The sequence below is a fragment of the Streptomyces silvae genome, assembly GCF_016745505.1.
GTDB classification, from domain to species: Bacteria; Actinomycetota; Actinomycetes; order Streptomycetales; family Streptomycetaceae; genus Streptomyces; species Streptomyces silvae.
Genome location: NZ_JAERUC010000086.1, coordinates 77,308 through 93,622 on the forward strand (window position 1 = coordinate 77,308; position 16,315 = coordinate 93,622).

General features: G+C 70.2%; 12 protein-coding genes. 2 read left to right on the plus strand and 10 right to left on the minus strand.

Going from position 1 to position 16,315, the window contains the following annotated elements; translation table 11 throughout:
- Window positions 1-26: 26 nt before the first annotated feature.
- The 7 genes from gap to uvrA form a co-directional block, all read right to left on the minus strand.
- Window positions 27-1,037 carry a type I glyceraldehyde-3-phosphate dehydrogenase gene (gene gap / locus JKV81_RS12715; protein ID WP_099176120.1) on the minus strand — a complete coding sequence of 337 codons (1,011 nt, stop codon included), beginning with the start codon at window positions 1,035-1,037 and terminating at the stop codon, window positions 27-29.
- Between the two features lie 707 nt (window positions 1,038-1,744).
- A complete protein-coding gene (gene whiA / locus JKV81_RS12720; protein WP_018104603.1) occupies window positions 1,745-2,734 on the minus strand; it encodes a DNA-binding protein WhiA in 990 nt (329 codons plus the stop codon).
- Window positions 2,725-3,759 (minus strand): gluconeogenesis factor YvcK family protein, encoded by a 1,035-nt coding sequence (locus JKV81_RS12725; RefSeq protein ID WP_099176121.1) that lies wholly within the window; start codon window positions 3,757-3,759, stop codon window positions 2,725-2,727. Before JKV81_RS12725 ends, whiA begins: the two co-directional genes overlap by 10 nt.
- Window positions 3,756-4,721 (minus strand): RNase adapter RapZ, encoded by a 966-nt coding sequence (gene rapZ / locus JKV81_RS12730; RefSeq protein ID WP_124277032.1) that lies wholly within the window; start codon window positions 4,719-4,721, stop codon window positions 3,756-3,758. Before rapZ ends, JKV81_RS12725 begins: the two co-directional genes overlap by 4 nt.
- A complete protein-coding gene (gene uvrC / locus JKV81_RS12735; RefSeq protein ID WP_202075922.1) occupies window positions 4,718-6,913 on the minus strand; it encodes an excinuclease ABC subunit UvrC in 2,196 nt (731 codons plus the stop codon). The genes rapZ and uvrC overlap by 4 nt, the downstream gene beginning before the upstream one ends.
- Window positions 6,914-7,017: 104 nt before the next feature.
- Window positions 7,018-7,446 (minus strand): Rieske (2Fe-2S) protein, encoded by a 429-nt coding sequence (locus tag JKV81_RS12740; RefSeq protein ID WP_129262026.1) that lies wholly within the window; start codon window positions 7,444-7,446, stop codon window positions 7,018-7,020.
- Between the two features lie 267 nt (window positions 7,447-7,713).
- Window positions 7,714-10,731: an excinuclease ABC subunit UvrA gene (uvrA, locus tag JKV81_RS12745; protein WP_129262028.1), complete on the minus strand. Its 3,018-nt coding sequence runs from the start codon at window positions 10,729-10,731 to the stop codon at window positions 7,714-7,716.
- A 175-nt stretch (window positions 10,732-10,906) separates the two neighbouring features.
- On the opposite strand from uvrA, the gene JKV81_RS12750 reads away from it, so the two are divergent.
- Window positions 10,907-11,596, plus strand: coding sequence for a maleylpyruvate isomerase family mycothiol-dependent enzyme (locus JKV81_RS12750; protein ID WP_129262030.1), 690 nt, complete (start codon window positions 10,907-10,909; stop codon window positions 11,594-11,596).
- A 10-nt stretch (window positions 11,597-11,606) separates the two neighbouring features.
- Window positions 11,607-12,263: an MBL fold metallo-hydrolase gene (locus JKV81_RS12755; RefSeq protein WP_129262032.1), complete on the plus strand. Its 657-nt coding sequence runs from the start codon at window positions 11,607-11,609 to the stop codon at window positions 12,261-12,263.
- Window positions 12,264-12,328: 65 nt separating this feature from the next.
- Here JKV81_RS12755 and JKV81_RS12760 read toward each other — a convergent pair whose 3' ends face one another.
- From JKV81_RS12760 to JKV81_RS12770, 3 genes are all read right to left on the minus strand, one after another.
- The gene (locus tag JKV81_RS12760; protein WP_129262034.1) at window positions 12,329-13,339 is read right to left on the minus strand and encodes a TerC family protein; all 1,011 of its coding nucleotides are present in this window, start codon (window positions 13,337-13,339) and stop codon (window positions 12,329-12,331) included.
- 266 nt (window positions 13,340-13,605) lie between these two features.
- Entirely contained in the window at window positions 13,606-15,543 is a 1,938-nt protein-coding gene (locus JKV81_RS12765) for a TerD family protein (RefSeq protein ID WP_202075923.1), read from the minus strand.
- Between the two features lie 117 nt (window positions 15,544-15,660).
- Window positions 15,661-16,239: a TerD family protein gene (locus JKV81_RS12770; protein ID WP_124277026.1), complete on the minus strand. Its 579-nt coding sequence runs from the start codon at window positions 16,237-16,239 to the stop codon at window positions 15,661-15,663.
- Window positions 16,240-16,315: the final 76 nt, after the last annotated feature.

Genomic DNA, 16,315 nt, shown 5'->3' on the forward strand with positions numbered 1-16,315 from the left:
CACCTGGATGCCTGCCGATCCTAGGATCAGAGCTGGCCGCCGACGAAGACGGTCAGGTCGACGAGGCGGTTGGAGTAGCCCCACTCGTTGTCGTACCAGCCGAGGATCTTCACCGTGTTGCCCTCCTGGACCATGGTCAGGGAGGAGTCGAAGGTGCAGGACGACGGGTCGCCGACGATGTCCGAGGACACGATCGGGTCCTCGGTGTACGTCAGGAAGCCCTTGAGGTCGCCGTCGTCGGCCGCCTTCTTGAACGCGGCGTTGACCTCGTCCTTGGTGACCTCGCGCTGAAGGGTCACGACGAGGTCGGTGGCGGAACCGGTCGGGACCGGGACGCGCATCGCGATGCCGTCGAGCTTGCCCTTGAGCTGCGGGAGGACCAGCGCGGTCGCCTTGGCGGCGCCCGTCGTGGTCGGGATGATGTTCTCGGCGGCGGCGCGGGCGCGGCGCAGGTCCGAGTGCGGGAAGTCCAGGATGCGCTGGTCGTTCGTGTACGCGTGGACCGTCGTCATCAGGCCCTTGACGATGCCGAAGTTCTCGTCGAGAACCTTGGCCATCGGCGCCACACAGTTGGTGGTGCAGGAGGCGTTGGAGATGACGTGGTGGTTGGCCGCGTCGTACTTGTCCTGGTTGACGCCCATCACGATGGTGATGTCCTCGTCCTTGGCCGGAGCCGAGATGAGGACCTTCTTGGCGCCACCGGCGATGTGCTTCTCGGCGTCGGCCTTCTTGGTGAAGATGCCGGTCGACTCGATGACGATGTCGACGCCCAGCTCACCCCAGGGGATGTCGGCCGGGTTGCGCTCGGAGAGCACCTTGATGGTGTGCCCGTCGACGGTGATGGTGTCGGCGGTGTGGCTGACCTCTGCCTTGAGACGACCCAGAATGGTGTCGTACTTCAGCAGGTGAGCCGTGGTCGCAGTGTCACCCAGGTCGTTGACAGCCACGATCTCGATGTCCGCACCCTGCTCCAGCAGCGCGCGGAAGTAGTTACGACCGATGCGGCCAAAGCCGTTGATGCCTACGCGGATCGTCACGAACCGATCTCCTCGTTAGGAACGCCGGTTTCGATGCCGGCGAGTTTTATAGGGATGTCCCCGACCGCCTCCGACCCTACCTCTCCGAAGGCCCGGGAGTGACATCGAGAGCGGTGGTGCGAAAAGGGATCCCCTTACTCCCGAGTAGGAGTAACGGATTCCGGTCGCGGAGGGCGGCGGGGGCGCCCACCGTTCGCCGCACGTCACGAAGCGTCAACACCCTCCCGATCCAGTCCCCTTGCGCTGCCACGGCAGCGCGCGACGGCCTCCGGGGGCATATCACCGGGAGTCACCGGGAGGGGAGCTGACACGGGATCAGCTGCCGGGATTCCACCCTGAGGGGGCGGCCGGAATGGCCTCCGGGGCATATTCATCCGGAGGGGGACGCGGCGAACCGTAAGTGCCACGCTCAATTGTGCGGAGGGGCACTCAATCGATAAATGCGCCCGTTCGGCCGCACACCCCGCTGCGCACTTTCGGGAGACATGGACGGCGGAACTACGGAGATCGCCGCTCATTCGTGCGGGGTGGCGCTCGCAATCCATTCCTTGAAAATTCACCACCGCATGACTCTCTCGCCTCATGAGTCACACGTGATGCCTCGTCCCTCATGGGTCATACGGGATGCTCGCGCCTCCTGGTTCACGGGGGAATGGCTGAGGCCCCGGCCGGGGGTGACACCTCCAGGCCGGGGCCTCCTGCCGCTCTCAGCCCACGAGGCCGTCGGCCAGCTCCTCGCTGAGCGTCGACTCCGTCCCGGGGATGCCGAGGTCCTGGGCCCGCTTGTCCGCCATGGCCAGCAGGCGCCTGATCCGGCCCGCGACCGCGTCCTTGGTCAGCGGCGGGTCGGCGAGCGCTCCCAGCTCCTCCAGGGAGGCCTGCTTGTGCTCCATGCGCAGCCGTCCGGCCGCCGCGAGGTGCTCGGGGACCTCCTCGCCCAGGATCTCCAGGGCGCGCCCCACCCGGGCGCCGGCGGCGACCGCGGCGCGGGCGGAGCGGCGGAGGTTGGCGTCGTCGAAGTTGGCGAGCCGGTTGGCCGTGGCGCGGACCTCCCGCCGCATCCGGCGCTCCTCCCAGGCCAGCACCGACTCATGGGCGCCGAGGCGGGTCAGCAGGGCACCGATGGCGTCACCGTCACGGACGACGACACGGTCGACGCCGCGCACCTCGCGGGCCTTGGCCGCAATGGAGAGCCTGCGTGCGGCCCCGACCAGGGCGAGCGCGGCCTCCGGGCCGGGGCAGGTCACCTCGAGCGAGGAGGAACGTCCGGGCTCGGTGAGCGAGCCGTGCGCCAGGAAGGCACCGCGCCAGGCCGCCTCCGCGTCGCAGGTGGCCCCCGAGACCACCTGCGGGGGGAGGCCGCGGATGGGGCGGCCGCGGCCGTCCACCAGGCCGGTCTGGCGTGCCAGCTGGTCGCCGCCCGCCACCACTCGTACGACGTAGCGGGAGCCCCGGCGCAGGCCGCCGGGAGCCATCACGATCAGCTCCGAGCTGTGCCCGAAGATCTCGAGGATGTCCCGCTTGAGCCGGCGGGCCGCCATGGCCGTGTCCAGCTCGGCCTCGATCACAATCCGGCCGCTCACCAGGTGCAGCCCGCCCGCGAACCGAAGAATCGCCGAAACCTCTGCCTTTCTGCAGCAGGTCCGGGTCACGGGAAGCCGAGAGACTTCGTCCTTCACCGCTGGCGTCATCGCCATGGGCCGATCCTTCCATGCATCCGAAAAATACGGTCGTACGCGGCGGCCAACAGCTCCGGATCATGAATCGGAACGCCGTCGGGTGAGGCCACGGGGGCCAGCTCGACCGCGGCTCCGAGCCGCTGTGCGGCATCGGCGAGGGACTCACGGTCGGGCACGGCGGCCTCGTCGGCCAGCACCACGTCCATGGCGAGTTTAGGGGCGTGTCGTCCCAAAACCTCCAAATGACGCTGCGGTGAGAAGCCTTCTGTTTCACCGGGTTGTGGTGCGAGGTTCAGCGAGAGGACCTTACGGGCCTTCGTGGTGACCAGTGCGTCCAGCAGTTCGGGCACCAGAAGATGCGGGATCACGGAGGAGAACCAGGACCCCGGGCCGAGCACCACCCAGTCGGCGTCGAGCACCGCGGCCACCGCTTCGGGGACCGCCGGCGGGTCGGCGGGCACGAGGTGGACGGACTGCACCTCGCCGGGGGTCAGCGCCACCGTCGCCTGGCCGCGCACGGTGACGACCTCCTCGGGGCGCTCCAGGTCGTGCCCCCGCACGAGGGCCTGGAGCTCCAGGGGGACGGCGGACATCGGCAGCACCCTGCCGTGGGCCCCGAGCAGCTTGCCGACCAGGTCGAGGGCCTGGACATGGTCGCCCAGCTGTTCCCAGAGGGCGACGATGAGCAGATTGCCCACCGCGTGCTCGTGCAGATCGCCCTTGGACTCGAAGCGGTGCTGGATGACCTGGGCCCAGGTCTGGCCCCACTCGTCGTCGCCGCAGAGCGCGGCGAGCGCTTTGCGCAGGTCTCCCGGCGGGAGGACACCGAGCTCCTCGCGGAGCCGGCCGCTGGAGCCGCCGTCGTCGGCGACGGTCACCACGGCCGTGAGATCGCCGGTGATCCGGCGCAGCGCCGTGAGCGAGGCCGACAGCCCCATGCCGCCGCCGAGGGCGACGACCTTGGGCTGTGCGCCGCGCTTACGGCCGGAGAGCGCGGCCGTGGCCCTGCTCAGCCGGCGCTGGCGCAGATTGCGACTGCTCACTCTCGCCCCATGTCCCGGTGGACGAGGACGGTCTCGATCCCCTCCGTGGCCAGCCGGGCGGCCAGCTTCTCCGACATCGCCACGGAACGGTGCTTGCCGCCCGTACAGCCCACGGCGATGGTCACGTAACGCTTGCCCTCACGGCGGTAACCGGCGGCGATGAGCTGGAGCAGCTCCGTGTACTGGTTGAGGAACTCCTTGGCGCCCGGCTGGTCGAAGACGTAGTCGGACACCTCCTCGTTGAGCCCGGTGAAGGGGCGGAGCTCGGGGACCCAGTGCGGATTCGGCAGGAAGCGGCAGTCGACGACGAGGTCGGCGTCGACCGGAAGGCCGTACTTGAAGCCGAACGACATCACCGTCGCCCGCAGCTCGGGCTCCTCGTCGCCGGCGAACTGGGCGTCCATCTTGGCCCGCAGCTCGTGCACGTTGAGGCTGGAGGTGTCGATGACCAGGTCGGCGTCGCCGCGCAGCTCACGCAGCAGGTCACGCTCGGCCGCGATGCCGTCGACGATGCGGCCGTCTCCCTGGAGCGGGTGCGGGCGCCGGACCGATTCGAAACGGCGTACGAGGGCGTCGTCGGAGGACTCCAGGAAGACGATCCGCCGGGTGACGTTCTTCGCCTCCAGATCGGCCAGGGACTCCCGGAGGTTGTCGAAGAACCGGCGCCCCCGTACGTCGACGACGACGGCGATGCGGGCGACGTTGCCCTGGGACCGGGCGCCGAGCTCCACCATCGTGGGGATCAGCGCGGGCGGCAGGTTGTCCACGACGAACCAGCCGAGGTCCTCCAGACACTTGGCGGCGGTGCTGCGCCCGGCGCCCGACATTCCGGAGATGATCACCAGCTCGGGGATGGCGGGCGTGGTGGCCTCGGCCTTCTCCGTGGTGCTTCCCGTACTCACGTGTGCTGCTCCGTCTGCTCGACCGCGTTCGTTCCGGTGTTCATGCGCGTGCTCGGTCATGTCCTGCTGCCCCCGTCGTCCTCTTCAATGATCTCTCCAGTGGCGGTGTTCACGGCGGGTGCGGCCGGGGCGGCCGTGGCGAAGGCGGCGGCCACCGATTCCGCGGTCCTGCGCCCTATCCCCGGCACCTCGCAGATCTCGTCGATTGTCGCCTGCCTCAGCTTCTTGACGGAGCCGAAGTGCTTGATCAGCGCCTGCTTGCGGGTCTCGCCGAGGCCCGGGACGTCGTCGAGGGGACTGCTGCGGATGCGCTTGGCCCGCTTGGCCCGCTGGTAGGTGATGGCGAAGCGGTGGGCCTCGTCCCGGATGCGCTGGAGCAGATAGAGGCCCTCGCTGGAGCGGGGCAGGACCACCGGATCGTCGTCGTCGGGGACCCAGACCTCTTCGAGGCGCTTGGCGAGACCGCAGACGGCGATGTCGTCGATGCCCAGCTCGTCCAGGGCGCGCTTGGCGGCGGCGACCTGGGGCTGCCCTCCGTCGACCACGACGAGCTGGGGCGGGTAGGCGAAGCGCTTGGGGCGTCCGTCGTCCTCGCGGGGCTCCTCCCGGACGGTGACGGGGTCCTGCGCGGGGGGCGCCACCGTCCCGGGGCCGGGCTCACCGGTCCTGGGCGTCTCAGCGTTCCTGGACGTCTCAGCGGACCCAGGCGTCTCACCTGTCCCGCCTGCCTCAACGGTCCCAGGCGCCTCAGCGGTCCCGCCTGCCTCATCGGCCCCATCTGTTTCACCGGTACCACCGGGAGCCGGGACGGCCCCGGTGGGCGCCGGGGTGTCCTCCCACTCCCCCGTCCGCTCCTTCTCCTGGAGGTAGCGCTTGAAGCGGCGCCCGATGACCTCGTGCATCGACCGGACGTCGTCCTGGCCCTCGAAGCCCTTGATCTGGAAGCGGCGGTACTCACTCTTGCGTGCGAGGCCGTCCTCGAAGACCACCATGGACGCGACCACGTCGTCACCCTGGAGGTGCGAGATGTCGAAGCACTCGACGCGCAGCGGCGCGGTGTCGAGGCCGAGCGCCTCCGCGATCTCCTCCAGGGCGCGGGAGCGCGTCGTGAGGTCGGACGCGCGCTTGGTCTTGTGCAGCCCGAGCGCCTGCTGGGCATTGCGCTGGACCGTGCCCATGAGGTCCTTCTTGTCGCCCCGCTGCGGGATGCGCAGGCTGACCTGGGAGCCCCTGCGGTCCGCGAGCCACTGGGACACGGCGTCGGGGTCCTCGGGGAGCGCCGGGACCAGCACCTCCTTGGGGACGGAGTCGCCCGTCTCCTCGCCGTAGAGCTGCTGGAGCGCGTGTTCCACCAGGCCCGCGGTGTCGACGGCCTCGACCTTGTCGGTGACCCAGCCGCGCTGGCCGCGCACACGCCCGCCGCGGACGTGGAAGATCTGGACCGCCGCTTCGAGCTCGTCCTCGGCGACGGCGATCAGGTCGGCGTCGGTGGCGTCGGCGAGCACGACGGCGCTCTTCTCCATGGCCCGCTTCAGCGCCTCCGCGTCGTCGCGCAGCCGGGCCGCCCGCTCGTACTCCATCTCCTCCGCCGCCTGCATCATGTCCTTCTCCAGGCGGCGGATGTACGTGCCCGTACGGCCTGCCATGAAGTCGCAGAAGTCCTCGGCCAGATCCCGGTGTTCCTCGGGGGTGACCCGTCCGACGCAGGGGGCGGAGCACTTGCCGATGTAGCCGAGGAGGCAGGGGCGGCCGGTGCGCTCGGCGTTCTTGAAGACGCCGGCGGAGCAGGTGCGCACGGGGAAGACCCGGAGCATCAGGTCGACGGTCTCGCGGATCGCCCAGGCGTGCCCGTACGGACCGAAGTAGCGCACGCCCTTCTTCTTCGCACCGCGCATGACCTGGACGCGGGGGAATTCCTCGTTGAGCGTGACCGCGAGGTAGGGATAGCTCTTGTCGTCGCGGTACTTGACGTTGAACCGGGGGTCGAACTCCTTGATCCAGGAGTACTCCAGCTGGAGCGCCTCGACCTCGGTGGACACCACGGTCCACTCCACGGAGGCGGCCGTGGTCACCATCGTGCGCGTACGCGGGTGGAGACCGGCCAGGTCCTGGAAGTAGTTGGCCAGGCGCTGACGCAGGTTCTTCGCCTTGCCGACGTAGATCACCCGGCGGTGCTCGTCACGGAACTTGTAGACCCCCGGGGAGTCGGGGATCTGTCCCGGCTTGGGGCGGTAGCTGGAGGGGTCTGCCATGTCTGACACCCTACTTGCGGGCGGTGACAGAGCGGCATTTCCGGGCCCCCGGGAACCCGGGGCAGGCCCCGCCGGGCGCCGGGGGCCGGGAACCGGCTGTCCGGTCAGGCCTCGGGGCCCGCGACAAGCCTTCCGCCTTCGACCTTCACGGGGACGGAGGGCAGCGGCACGGTGGCCGGGCCCTGGACCGCCTTGCCCGTGGTCACGTCGAAGCGGCTGCCGTGGCAGGGGCAGTTGCCCTCGTTGTCCTCGATCTTGTCCAGGAGGCAGCCGGCGTGGGTGCACTGTGCGCTGAAGGCCTTGTACTGCCCGGCGGCCTGGCAGCTCACGACGACCCGCTGCTCCCGGTAGAGCTTCGCCCCGCCGACCGGGACCTCCTCGGCGGCGCCGAGCTCCACGGGTGCGGTGGGCGTGGGCGTCTGTGCGTGGCCGAGCTTCGAATCGGTCGAACAGGCTGCCGCTCCCAGCCCGGCGGCACCGGCGAGAGCGGCGCCCTTCAGTACGGTGCGGCGGGCGGCGGGCAGGCCGGGCATGCGGTCTCCACTGGTCGGGGGGACAGAGAGCCGCCGTCACCGTCCGGGGCACCGGGTGTCCGGTACGCCGGGCACGGGCCGCACCTGAAGGCATGGGCGACAGACCCGACGATACCGGCGGAGAACGCCGGCCCTTCGACCGGCCCCGGGGACGGGGTGCGACACACGCGCCGGCCCGGGGACGGGGAACGACGGACGCGCCGGCCCCTGGGACGTGGAGCGACGGACGGGCCGGTCCCTGTGCGGGGCCGGCCCGTCCGTGCGGTGTCAGGCCTTCCGTGCGCGGGTGGCCTTCTTCGCCGCGGGACGCTCGGCCGCCGCCTTCCCTGCGGTCCTGGCCGTGGCCGTCTTACGGCCCGTGGCCGCCTTCGCCGCGACGGCCTTCTTCGCGGGCGCCTTACGGGCCTTGCGGGCCGCCGGGACCACGGCCTCGCCGATCCGGTCCGCGCCCAGGATCTCCTGGAGGAACTTCCCGGTGTGGCTGGCGGGCACCGAGGCGATCTCCTCCGGGGTGCCCTCGGCGACGACCAGACCGCCGCCGTTGCCGCCCTCGGGGCCCATGTCGACGACCCAGTCGGCGGTCTTGATGACATCGAGGTTGTGCTCGATGACGATCACCGTGTTGCCCTTGTCGACCAGGCCAGAGAGGACCGAGATGAGCTTGCTGATGTCCTCGAAGTGCAGACCGGTCGTCGGCTCGTCCAGGACGTAGACCGTGCGGCCGGTGGAGCGCTTCTGCAGCTCGCTCGCCAGCTTCACGCGCTGCGCCTCACCGCCGGAGAGCGTCGGCGCGGACTGGCCGAGCCTGACGTATCCGAGACCCACCTCGTTGAGCGTGCGGAGGTGGCGGGCGATCGTCGGGACGGCCTCGAAGAACTCCAGGCCCTCCTCGATCGGCATGTCCAGCACCTCGGCGATGGACTTGCCCTTGTAGTGGACCTCCAGGGTCTCCCGGTTGTATCGCGCACCGTGGCAGACCTCGCACGGGACGTACACATCGGGCAGGAAGTTCATCTCGATCTTGATCGTGCCGTCGCCGGAGCAGTTCTCGCAGCGGCCGCCCTTGACGTTGAAGGAGAAGCGGCCCGGCAGATAGCCGCGCACCTTCGCCTCCATCGTCTCGGCGAACAGCCTGCGGACGTGGTCGAAGACTCCGGTGTACGTCGCCGGGTTGGACCGCGGGGTGCGGCCGATCGGCGACTGGTCGACGTGCACGACCTTGTCGACGAGGTCGTCGCCGTCGACCCGGGTGTGCCGCCCGGGGACCGACTTGGCGCCGTTGAGCTCACGCGCCAGGTGGGTGTAGAGGATGTCGTTGACCAGGGTCGACTTCCCCGAACCCGAGACACCGGTGACCGCCGTGAGCACACCGAGCGGGAAGGAGACGTCGATGTCCTGGAGGTTGTTCTCCCGGGCGCCGTGCACCGTGAGCCGGCGCTTCGGGTCGACGGGACGCCGGACGTCCGGCATCTCGATGGCCCTCTTGCCCGAGAGGTACTGGCCGGTGATCGACTCCTTGTTGGCCAGCAGCTCCTTGAGCGAGCCGGAGTGGACGACCTTGCCGCCGTGCTCGCCCGCGCCGGGGCCGATGTCGACGACCCAGTCGGCGACCTTGATGGTGTCCTCGTCGTGCTCGACGACGATGAGCGTGTTGCCCATGTCCCTGAGCCGGACCAGGGTCTCGATCAGCCGGTGGTTGTCGCGCTGGTGCAGGCCGATGGACGGCTCGTCCAGCACGTACAGCACGCCGACGAGTCCGGAGCCGATCTGGGTGGCGAGCCGGATGCGCTGGGCCTCACCGCCGGACAGGGTGCCCGCGGCGCGGTTCAGCGAGAGGTAGTCGAGGCCGACGTCGACGAGGAACTTCAGCCGCTCGTTGACCTCCTTGAGGACCCGCTCGGCGATCTTCTTGTCCCGGGCGTTCAGCTTGAGGCGGCCGAGGAACTCGGCGCACTCGCTGATCGACATCGCGGCGACCTCGGCGATCGACTTCTCCATCACCGTCACCGCGAGGACCAGCGGCTTGAGCCGGGTGCCCTCACAGGTCGGGCAGGCCACCTCGCGCATGTAGCCCTCGAAACGCTCCCGGCTGGAGTCGCTCTCGGCCTCGGAGTGGCGCCGCTTGACGTACTGGACGGCACCCTCGAAGCGGGGCGTGGTGTAGGCGCGCTCGCGCCCGTACCTGTTGCGGTAGCGGACCTCGGTCTGGATCTTGTGACCGTGCAGCAGAGCCTTCTTGGCGCGCTGCGGCAGTCCGGCCCAGGGGATGTCCGTACGGAATCCGAGGGCGTCGGCCAGCGCGGTGATCTGCCGCCCGAAGTACTCCTTGGTGTGGCCGTGCGACCAGGGGTGGATCGCACCCTCGTCCAGGGACTTGTCCTCGTCCGGGACGATCAGCTCGGGGTCGACCTCCATCCGCGTACCGATGCCCGTGCAGTCGGGGCAGGCGCCGAAGGGGGAGTTGAAGGAGAAGGAGCGGGGCTCCAGCTCCTCGAAGGAGAGGTCGTCGTACGGGCAGTAGAGGTGCTCGGAGTACATCCGCTCACGCTCGGGGTCGTCCGCCTCCAGGTCGACGAAGTCGAGCACGACCATGCCGCCGGAGAGGCCGAGCGCGGTCTCGACGGAGTCCGTCAGCCGGCGCTTGGCGCTGTCCTTCACCGTGAGGCGGTCGATGACCACCTCGATGGTGTGCTTCTCCTGCTTCTTCAGCGTGGGCGGCTCGGACAGCTGGATCGTCTCGCCGTCGACGCGGGCCCTGCTGTAGCCCTTGGTCTGGAGGTCGGCGAAGAGGTCGACGAACTCGCCCTTGCGCTCCCGCACCAGCGGCGAGAGCACCTGGAAGCGGCTGCCCTCGGGCAGGCCGAGCACCTTGTCGACGATGGCCTGCGGCGACTGGCGCGCGATGGGCCTTCCGCACTCGGGGCAGTGCGGCTTGCCGATCCTGGCGAAGAGCAGCCGGAGGTAGTCGTAGACCTCGGTGATGGTGCCGACCGTCGAGCGCGGGTTGCGCGAGGTCGACTTCTGGTCGATGGAGACGGCGGGCGAGAGGCCTTCGATGAAGTCCACGTCCGGCTTGTCCATCTGGCCGAGGAACTGACGGGCGTACGAGGAGAGGGACTCCACGTAGCGCCGCTGGCCCTCGGCGAAGATCGTGTCGAACGCGAGCGACGACTTGCCCGATCCGGAGAGCCCGGTGAAGACGATGAGGGAGTCACGGGGGAGATCGAGCGAGACGTTCTTCAGGTTGTGCTCGCGCGCGCCACGGACGATGAGACGGTCGGCCACGCCGGTCCGCACCTTTCTGGAGAGAAATGGGGGAACTGAGCCCCTGTCCCAGGGTATGGGGGGCGCCACAGCGATGTATGAAGCTTTCGACTCCGAGCGTATAGCACGCGCATTCGATTTACGGTCGACCGAAGACTCCATCACCCGAATGAGTGGTGAGGTCTACGCTCGGCTCATGACTGATCATGCGCGCGACCTGGAAGCTGTACGTGAAGCGACCGATCGGCTGCTCAGTGCCACGGGCACGATGGACGACGGCGCCGTTGCCGAGCCGTCGCGGCTGCCGGGCTGGACCCGGGGCCATGTTCTTGCCCACCTGTCACGTAACGCCGACGCGCTCGTAAATGTTCTCCGAGGGCGCCCGATGTACGCGAACAGCGAAACCCGGGACGCCGACATCGAACGCGGTGCGCCCCGCCCCCTGGCCGAGCAGGTCGCCGACCTGCGCACGAGCGGGGCGGCCTTCCTCACCACGGCCGAGGCGCCGGCCGACTGGTCGCGCACGGTCACGATGCGCAACGGTGTGACGGACTCGGCCTCCCGGATCCCCTTCCGCCGCTGGGTCGAGGTCGAGCTGCACCACGTCGACCTGGGCGTGGGGTACGAGCTGGAGGACCTGCCGGAGGAGTTCGTGAACCGGGAGAACGACTTCCTGGCAGAACGGTTCGCCGGGCATCCCGACGTCGTCCCCACGACGGCGGTCGCCCCGGACGGCAGGCTGTGGACCACGGGAGGCGGCGCGGACGGCCCCCCGGTGACCGTCCGGGGTGAGGCCGCCGACCTCCTCGGCTGGCTCTGCGGGCGCCGGGACGGCTCCGGGCTCACCGTGGAAGGCGGCAGCCTCCCCGCACTGCCTCCGCTATAGGCTTCGTCACATGACGTACAGCGGAGCGGTCAAGGTCGGCGGGCGTGCGGACGTACACGAGCTGACGGATCTGATGATCTCCAAGGTCGCCGTCGGCCCGATGAACAACAACGCCTATCTGCTGCGCTGCCGGGCCACCGGCGAGCAGCTCCTGATCGACGCGGCCAACGAGGCCGGAACCCTGCTGCGGCTGATCGGTGACGACTCCATCGCCTCCGTCGTCACCACACATCAGCACGGCGACCACTGGCAGGCACTGGCCGAGGTGGTGGCGGCCACCGGCGCGCGCACCTACGCCGGGCGGTACGACGCCGAGGGCATCCCGGTCCCGACCGACGTCCTGGTCGACGACGAGGACACGGTCCGGGTCGGGCAGGTCACACTGACCGCCCGCCACCTGACCGGCCACACCCCGGGCTCCATCGCGCTCGTCTACGACGACCCGCACGGAGCTCCGCACCTGTTCACCGGGGACTGCCTCTTCCCGGGCGGGGTCGGCAACACGCACAAGGACCCCGAGGCGTTCGCGAGCCTGCTCCACGACGTGGAGACCAAGCTCTTCGACCAGCTGCCCGACGAGACCTGGGTCTACCCGGGCCACGGTCACGACACCACGCTCGGTGCCGAGCGCCCGCACCTGCCGGAGTGGCGCGAGCGCGGCTGGTGAACCGCTGAACGCCGGACGGCCGGGTGCCCCCATGGGGCCCCGGCCGTCGGTGTGTCGGTCAGGCGCTACTTCTCCGCGCCGACGTTCGCGCTGTCGTCCTTCTCCTCGTCCTTCTCCGCACCCTTCGCCGCCGCGTCCTGCTTCCTGGTGGCCATGAGGCTGGTGATCGTGGTGATCACCAGGACTCCGCAGATGACGGAGAGGGAGAACGGGATGGAGATCTCCGGGACGTGCACCCCGGACTCGTGCAGGGCGTGCAGCACCAGCTTGACGCCGATGAACCCCAGGATCACCGAGAGCCCGTAGCTGAGGTGGACCAGCTTCTTCAGCAGTCCGCCGATCAGGAAGTACAGCTGGCGGAGGCCCATCAGGGCGAACGCGTTGGCGGTGAAGACGATGTACGGGTCCTGGGTCAGGCCGAAGATCGCCGGGATGGAGTCCAGCGCGAACAGCACGTCCGTGGTGCCGATGGCGAGCATGACCACCATCAGGGGGGTCAGGACGCGCTTGCCGTTGTTCCGGATGAAGAGCTTCGTCCCGTGGTACCTGTCCGCGACACCGAAGCGGTGCTCGATGGACTTCAGGAGACGGTTCTCCTCGAACTCGTCCTCCTCCTCGTCGGCCCGCGCCTCCTGGATCAGCTTCCATGCGGTGTAGATCAGGAACGCGCCGAAGATGTAGAAGACCCACGAGAAGTTGGCGATGACGGCGGCACCGGCGGCGATGAAGATCGCACGCAGCACCAGGGCGATGAGCACACCGATGAGCAGCACCCGCTGCTGGAGCTGCGAGGGCACCGAGAACTTCGCCATGATCAGGACGAAGACGAAGAGATTGTCGACACTGAGCGACTTCTCGGTGATGAAGCCGGCGAAGAACTCGCCCGAGGCCTGGCTCTCGCCGAAGACCAGCAGTCCGAGGCCGAAGAGCACGGCCAGGGCGATCCAGACGATCGTCCAGATTCCGGCTTCCTTGGTCGACACGTCATGGGGCTTGCGCCCGATGAAGAAGTCGACGGAGATGAGGGCGACGAGACCGAGAATGGTCAGCGCCCAGAGGGTCCATGAAACGTCCACTGCGCCTCCGGCAGTTCGCTACGGCTATAGATCAGCGTCGTCGCTGCCGGAGGTCTCTTCCACCCGGGAGCGCGGGATGCGCGCCGGGCCGACGCCCCGGGACCGGTCACAGTCCGTACTGACGGGAACGCCGCGATCGGGAGTACTCCCCTCCGCACCAAGAACAGTACCTGAATCACCAAGAAACAGTAAAGTCTCTGCCAAGGTGGAGCCAAAATGCCTGGTCAGGGGCTAGGTGGAAGGTATCTGACCCGCTGTCACCCCGCTCAGCGGTAGCCCGCCCGCCGCGCGGCGGCCACCAGCGCCAGCACCTGCTCCAGGACACGGCTGCCCTGCGGCGCCCGCAGGGGCTCGTACGTCCACGCGTGGCCCACCCAGGGGTCGGCCAGGTGATCGTCGGCCACCGGGGTGATCCGGAGCAGGGAGCGCCACAGGGGGTCCAGCACCGGGCCGTAGGCGCGGGTGTCCTCGCGGTCGGCCACCATCAGCAGGTGCACGCCCACCGAGGGGCCCTCGTCGGCCAGATAGCGCAGCTGGGTGACGGCCCTGTCGTCGAATCCGTGCGGGAAGTCGTTGACGATGAGCAGCTGTTCCGCCGTGTCGAGGTCCGGGGGCAGCGCGTCGGAGGCTCCGGCCCTGATCGCCATCTGCACCAGGTCGACGCGCCGGGTGAGGTGGGCGAGGACCGAGGACACGCCCTCCGCCCCGGCGGCGGGGGGCCCGGCGAGGACCCCGGCGTCGACCAGGGGGGCGAGCGGGCCCGCGGCGGAGCCGGCCGGGTCGATGACGTGCACGGAGAACTCGTCCGCCGGGTACACGGCGAGCAGCCGTGCGGCCAGGGCGACCGCGGTCTCCATGGCCAGGGTGCGCAGCCGGTCCCCGGGTGTCGCGGCGGCCTCCTCGGAGGCCGTACGCCCGCTGTCGACCCAGATGCCGCGCTCCAGGGGGAGCCGCACCAGCAGGGGGATGCGCAGGCCGATGCCCTCGGGGAGGTGGAGGTCGCCGATGCGCAGGGCCATCGGGATCTCCATCGGGACGCGGTAGCCGTGCCAGACGGGGTTGCCCCAGCCCGCGTAGGCGGCGGGCAGGGCCGGTTCGACCACGGCGGACTCGGCGGCGAGCTGGGCGAGGTCGCGTTCGAGCGCCTCGCGGGCCCGGCCGGTGAGTTCGTCGTGCTTGGCCCGGGCTTCCTCGCGGGCCCGGTCGCCCGCTCCCCCGATGCGGCTGCGCGGGTCGGAGAGGGCCCGGTCGAGCTCCTGGTCCATCCGGGACTCGGCGAAGTCGACCGCGCTCCGGTAGGCGGCGACGGCCCGGGCGAGGTCCTCGAACATGCCCCAGATCTGGTTGTAGAGGCGCTCGTCCATGGACCAGCCGGTGGCGTCACCGGCGACGGGCTGCGCGGGCTGCCCGGGGGCGGCGGGCGGGGCCGCCGGGGGCGGGGGCGGCGGCGCGGAGGTCTGGCGCCGCGGGTGCGCGTAGTTGACGGGGCCGCCGGAGGTCTCCGTGCGCGCGGGGGCGGGATCCGGCGGGGCGGGGGCGGGATCCGGCGGGGCGGGCGCGGCCGGGCCGCCGTCCCCGGAGGCCGGGGGGCCCGCGGGGTGGCGTACCCGCTCGCCGTCGGGGGTGCGGGGCGGAGGCGTCACGGAGCGGGCGAGCCCGGAGGCGACGGCCTCCTGGATGGAGGCGGCGACCTCCGCCGCCTCCGCCACCCCCTGGTCGGCGAGCATCCCGGCGAGCCCCGCCGCGTACCCCTGGCCGACGGCCCGGACCTTCCAGACGCCCTGGCGGCGGTAGAGCTCCAGGGCGGACACGGCGGACTCGGTGTCCAGACCGGTGAGGGTGAACGTGGCGATCTCGGTGCCGTCGAGTCCGGTCACGGCGACGAAGGGGGCGGCGACCGCGCCGAATCTGGCCGGCTGCCCGGGCCCCAGGGGCAGCGCGAGGAGCACGGTGACGCGGTGCACCGAACCGGGCAGGGCGTCCAGGTCCACGGCCAGCCGGTGGTCGGCCGCGGCCTGCCGGGACACCTCGAGGCCGGGCACCCGGTGCGACGCGGGGTGGGCTATCCACTCGGCGCCCCGGACGGTGCCCCGCTCGTCCCCGAGCGTGGCCCCGGCCACGACGGGTGAGCCCGCCGACACCCTGATCTCCAGACGGGTCTGGGGCAAGGTGTGGTTCTGCCCTCGGACCAGCTCGGCCGTCATCGCCCTGTCCCCTCGACGTTCGGTGTGGTGCCCTGCCATGGGCGCAGCTCCCGGCGGCGGGTGCCTCCGGGAGCTGCTCGTACGGATCCGCGGGCCGGTCCGGCCCCGCTGCCGCGCCTACAGGTGCGGCAGGATCGCCGGCATCAGGTCCTGGAACGTACGGCCGTTGGCCGGGTTGCCGAGTGCGGTCATCTGCCATCCGCCGCCCGCGCGGTGCACCTTCGCCATGATCTGCGCCGTGTACTGGCCGCCGCCGTCCAGCGTGTAGCGGGCGAGCTCCTGGCCGTTGGTCTCGTCGACGATGCGACAGAAGGCGTTCTGCACCTCCTGGAACGTCTGGCCGGTGAACGAGTTCACCGTGAAGACGATCTGGTCGATGTGGACCGGGACCCGCTGGAGGTCGACGAGGATCGCCTCGTCGTCGCCGCCGGAGCCGGCGCCGCCGACCAGGTTGTCGCCGGTGTGCTTGACCGAACCGTCGTCGCTGACGAGGTGGCGGAAGAACACGACGTCCACGGGCTGCTTGTCGGCGAAGAGCACCGCCGAGGCGTCCAGGTCGATCTCCCGGGTGCGCGAGCCGAACAGCCCGCGGCGCGGGGCCGCCTGCCAGCCGAGCCCCATCCGTACCGCGGTCAGGGTCCCCCCGTCGCTCTTCTGCAGGCTGATGGCCTGGCCCTTGGTCATGTTGACCGTCACGCGCTGTCCCCTCTCCGCTTGCCCCGCCACCTTCGGTGTGCGGTTTCCCCGCACCCTACGCAGTCCCCCGAGGCGG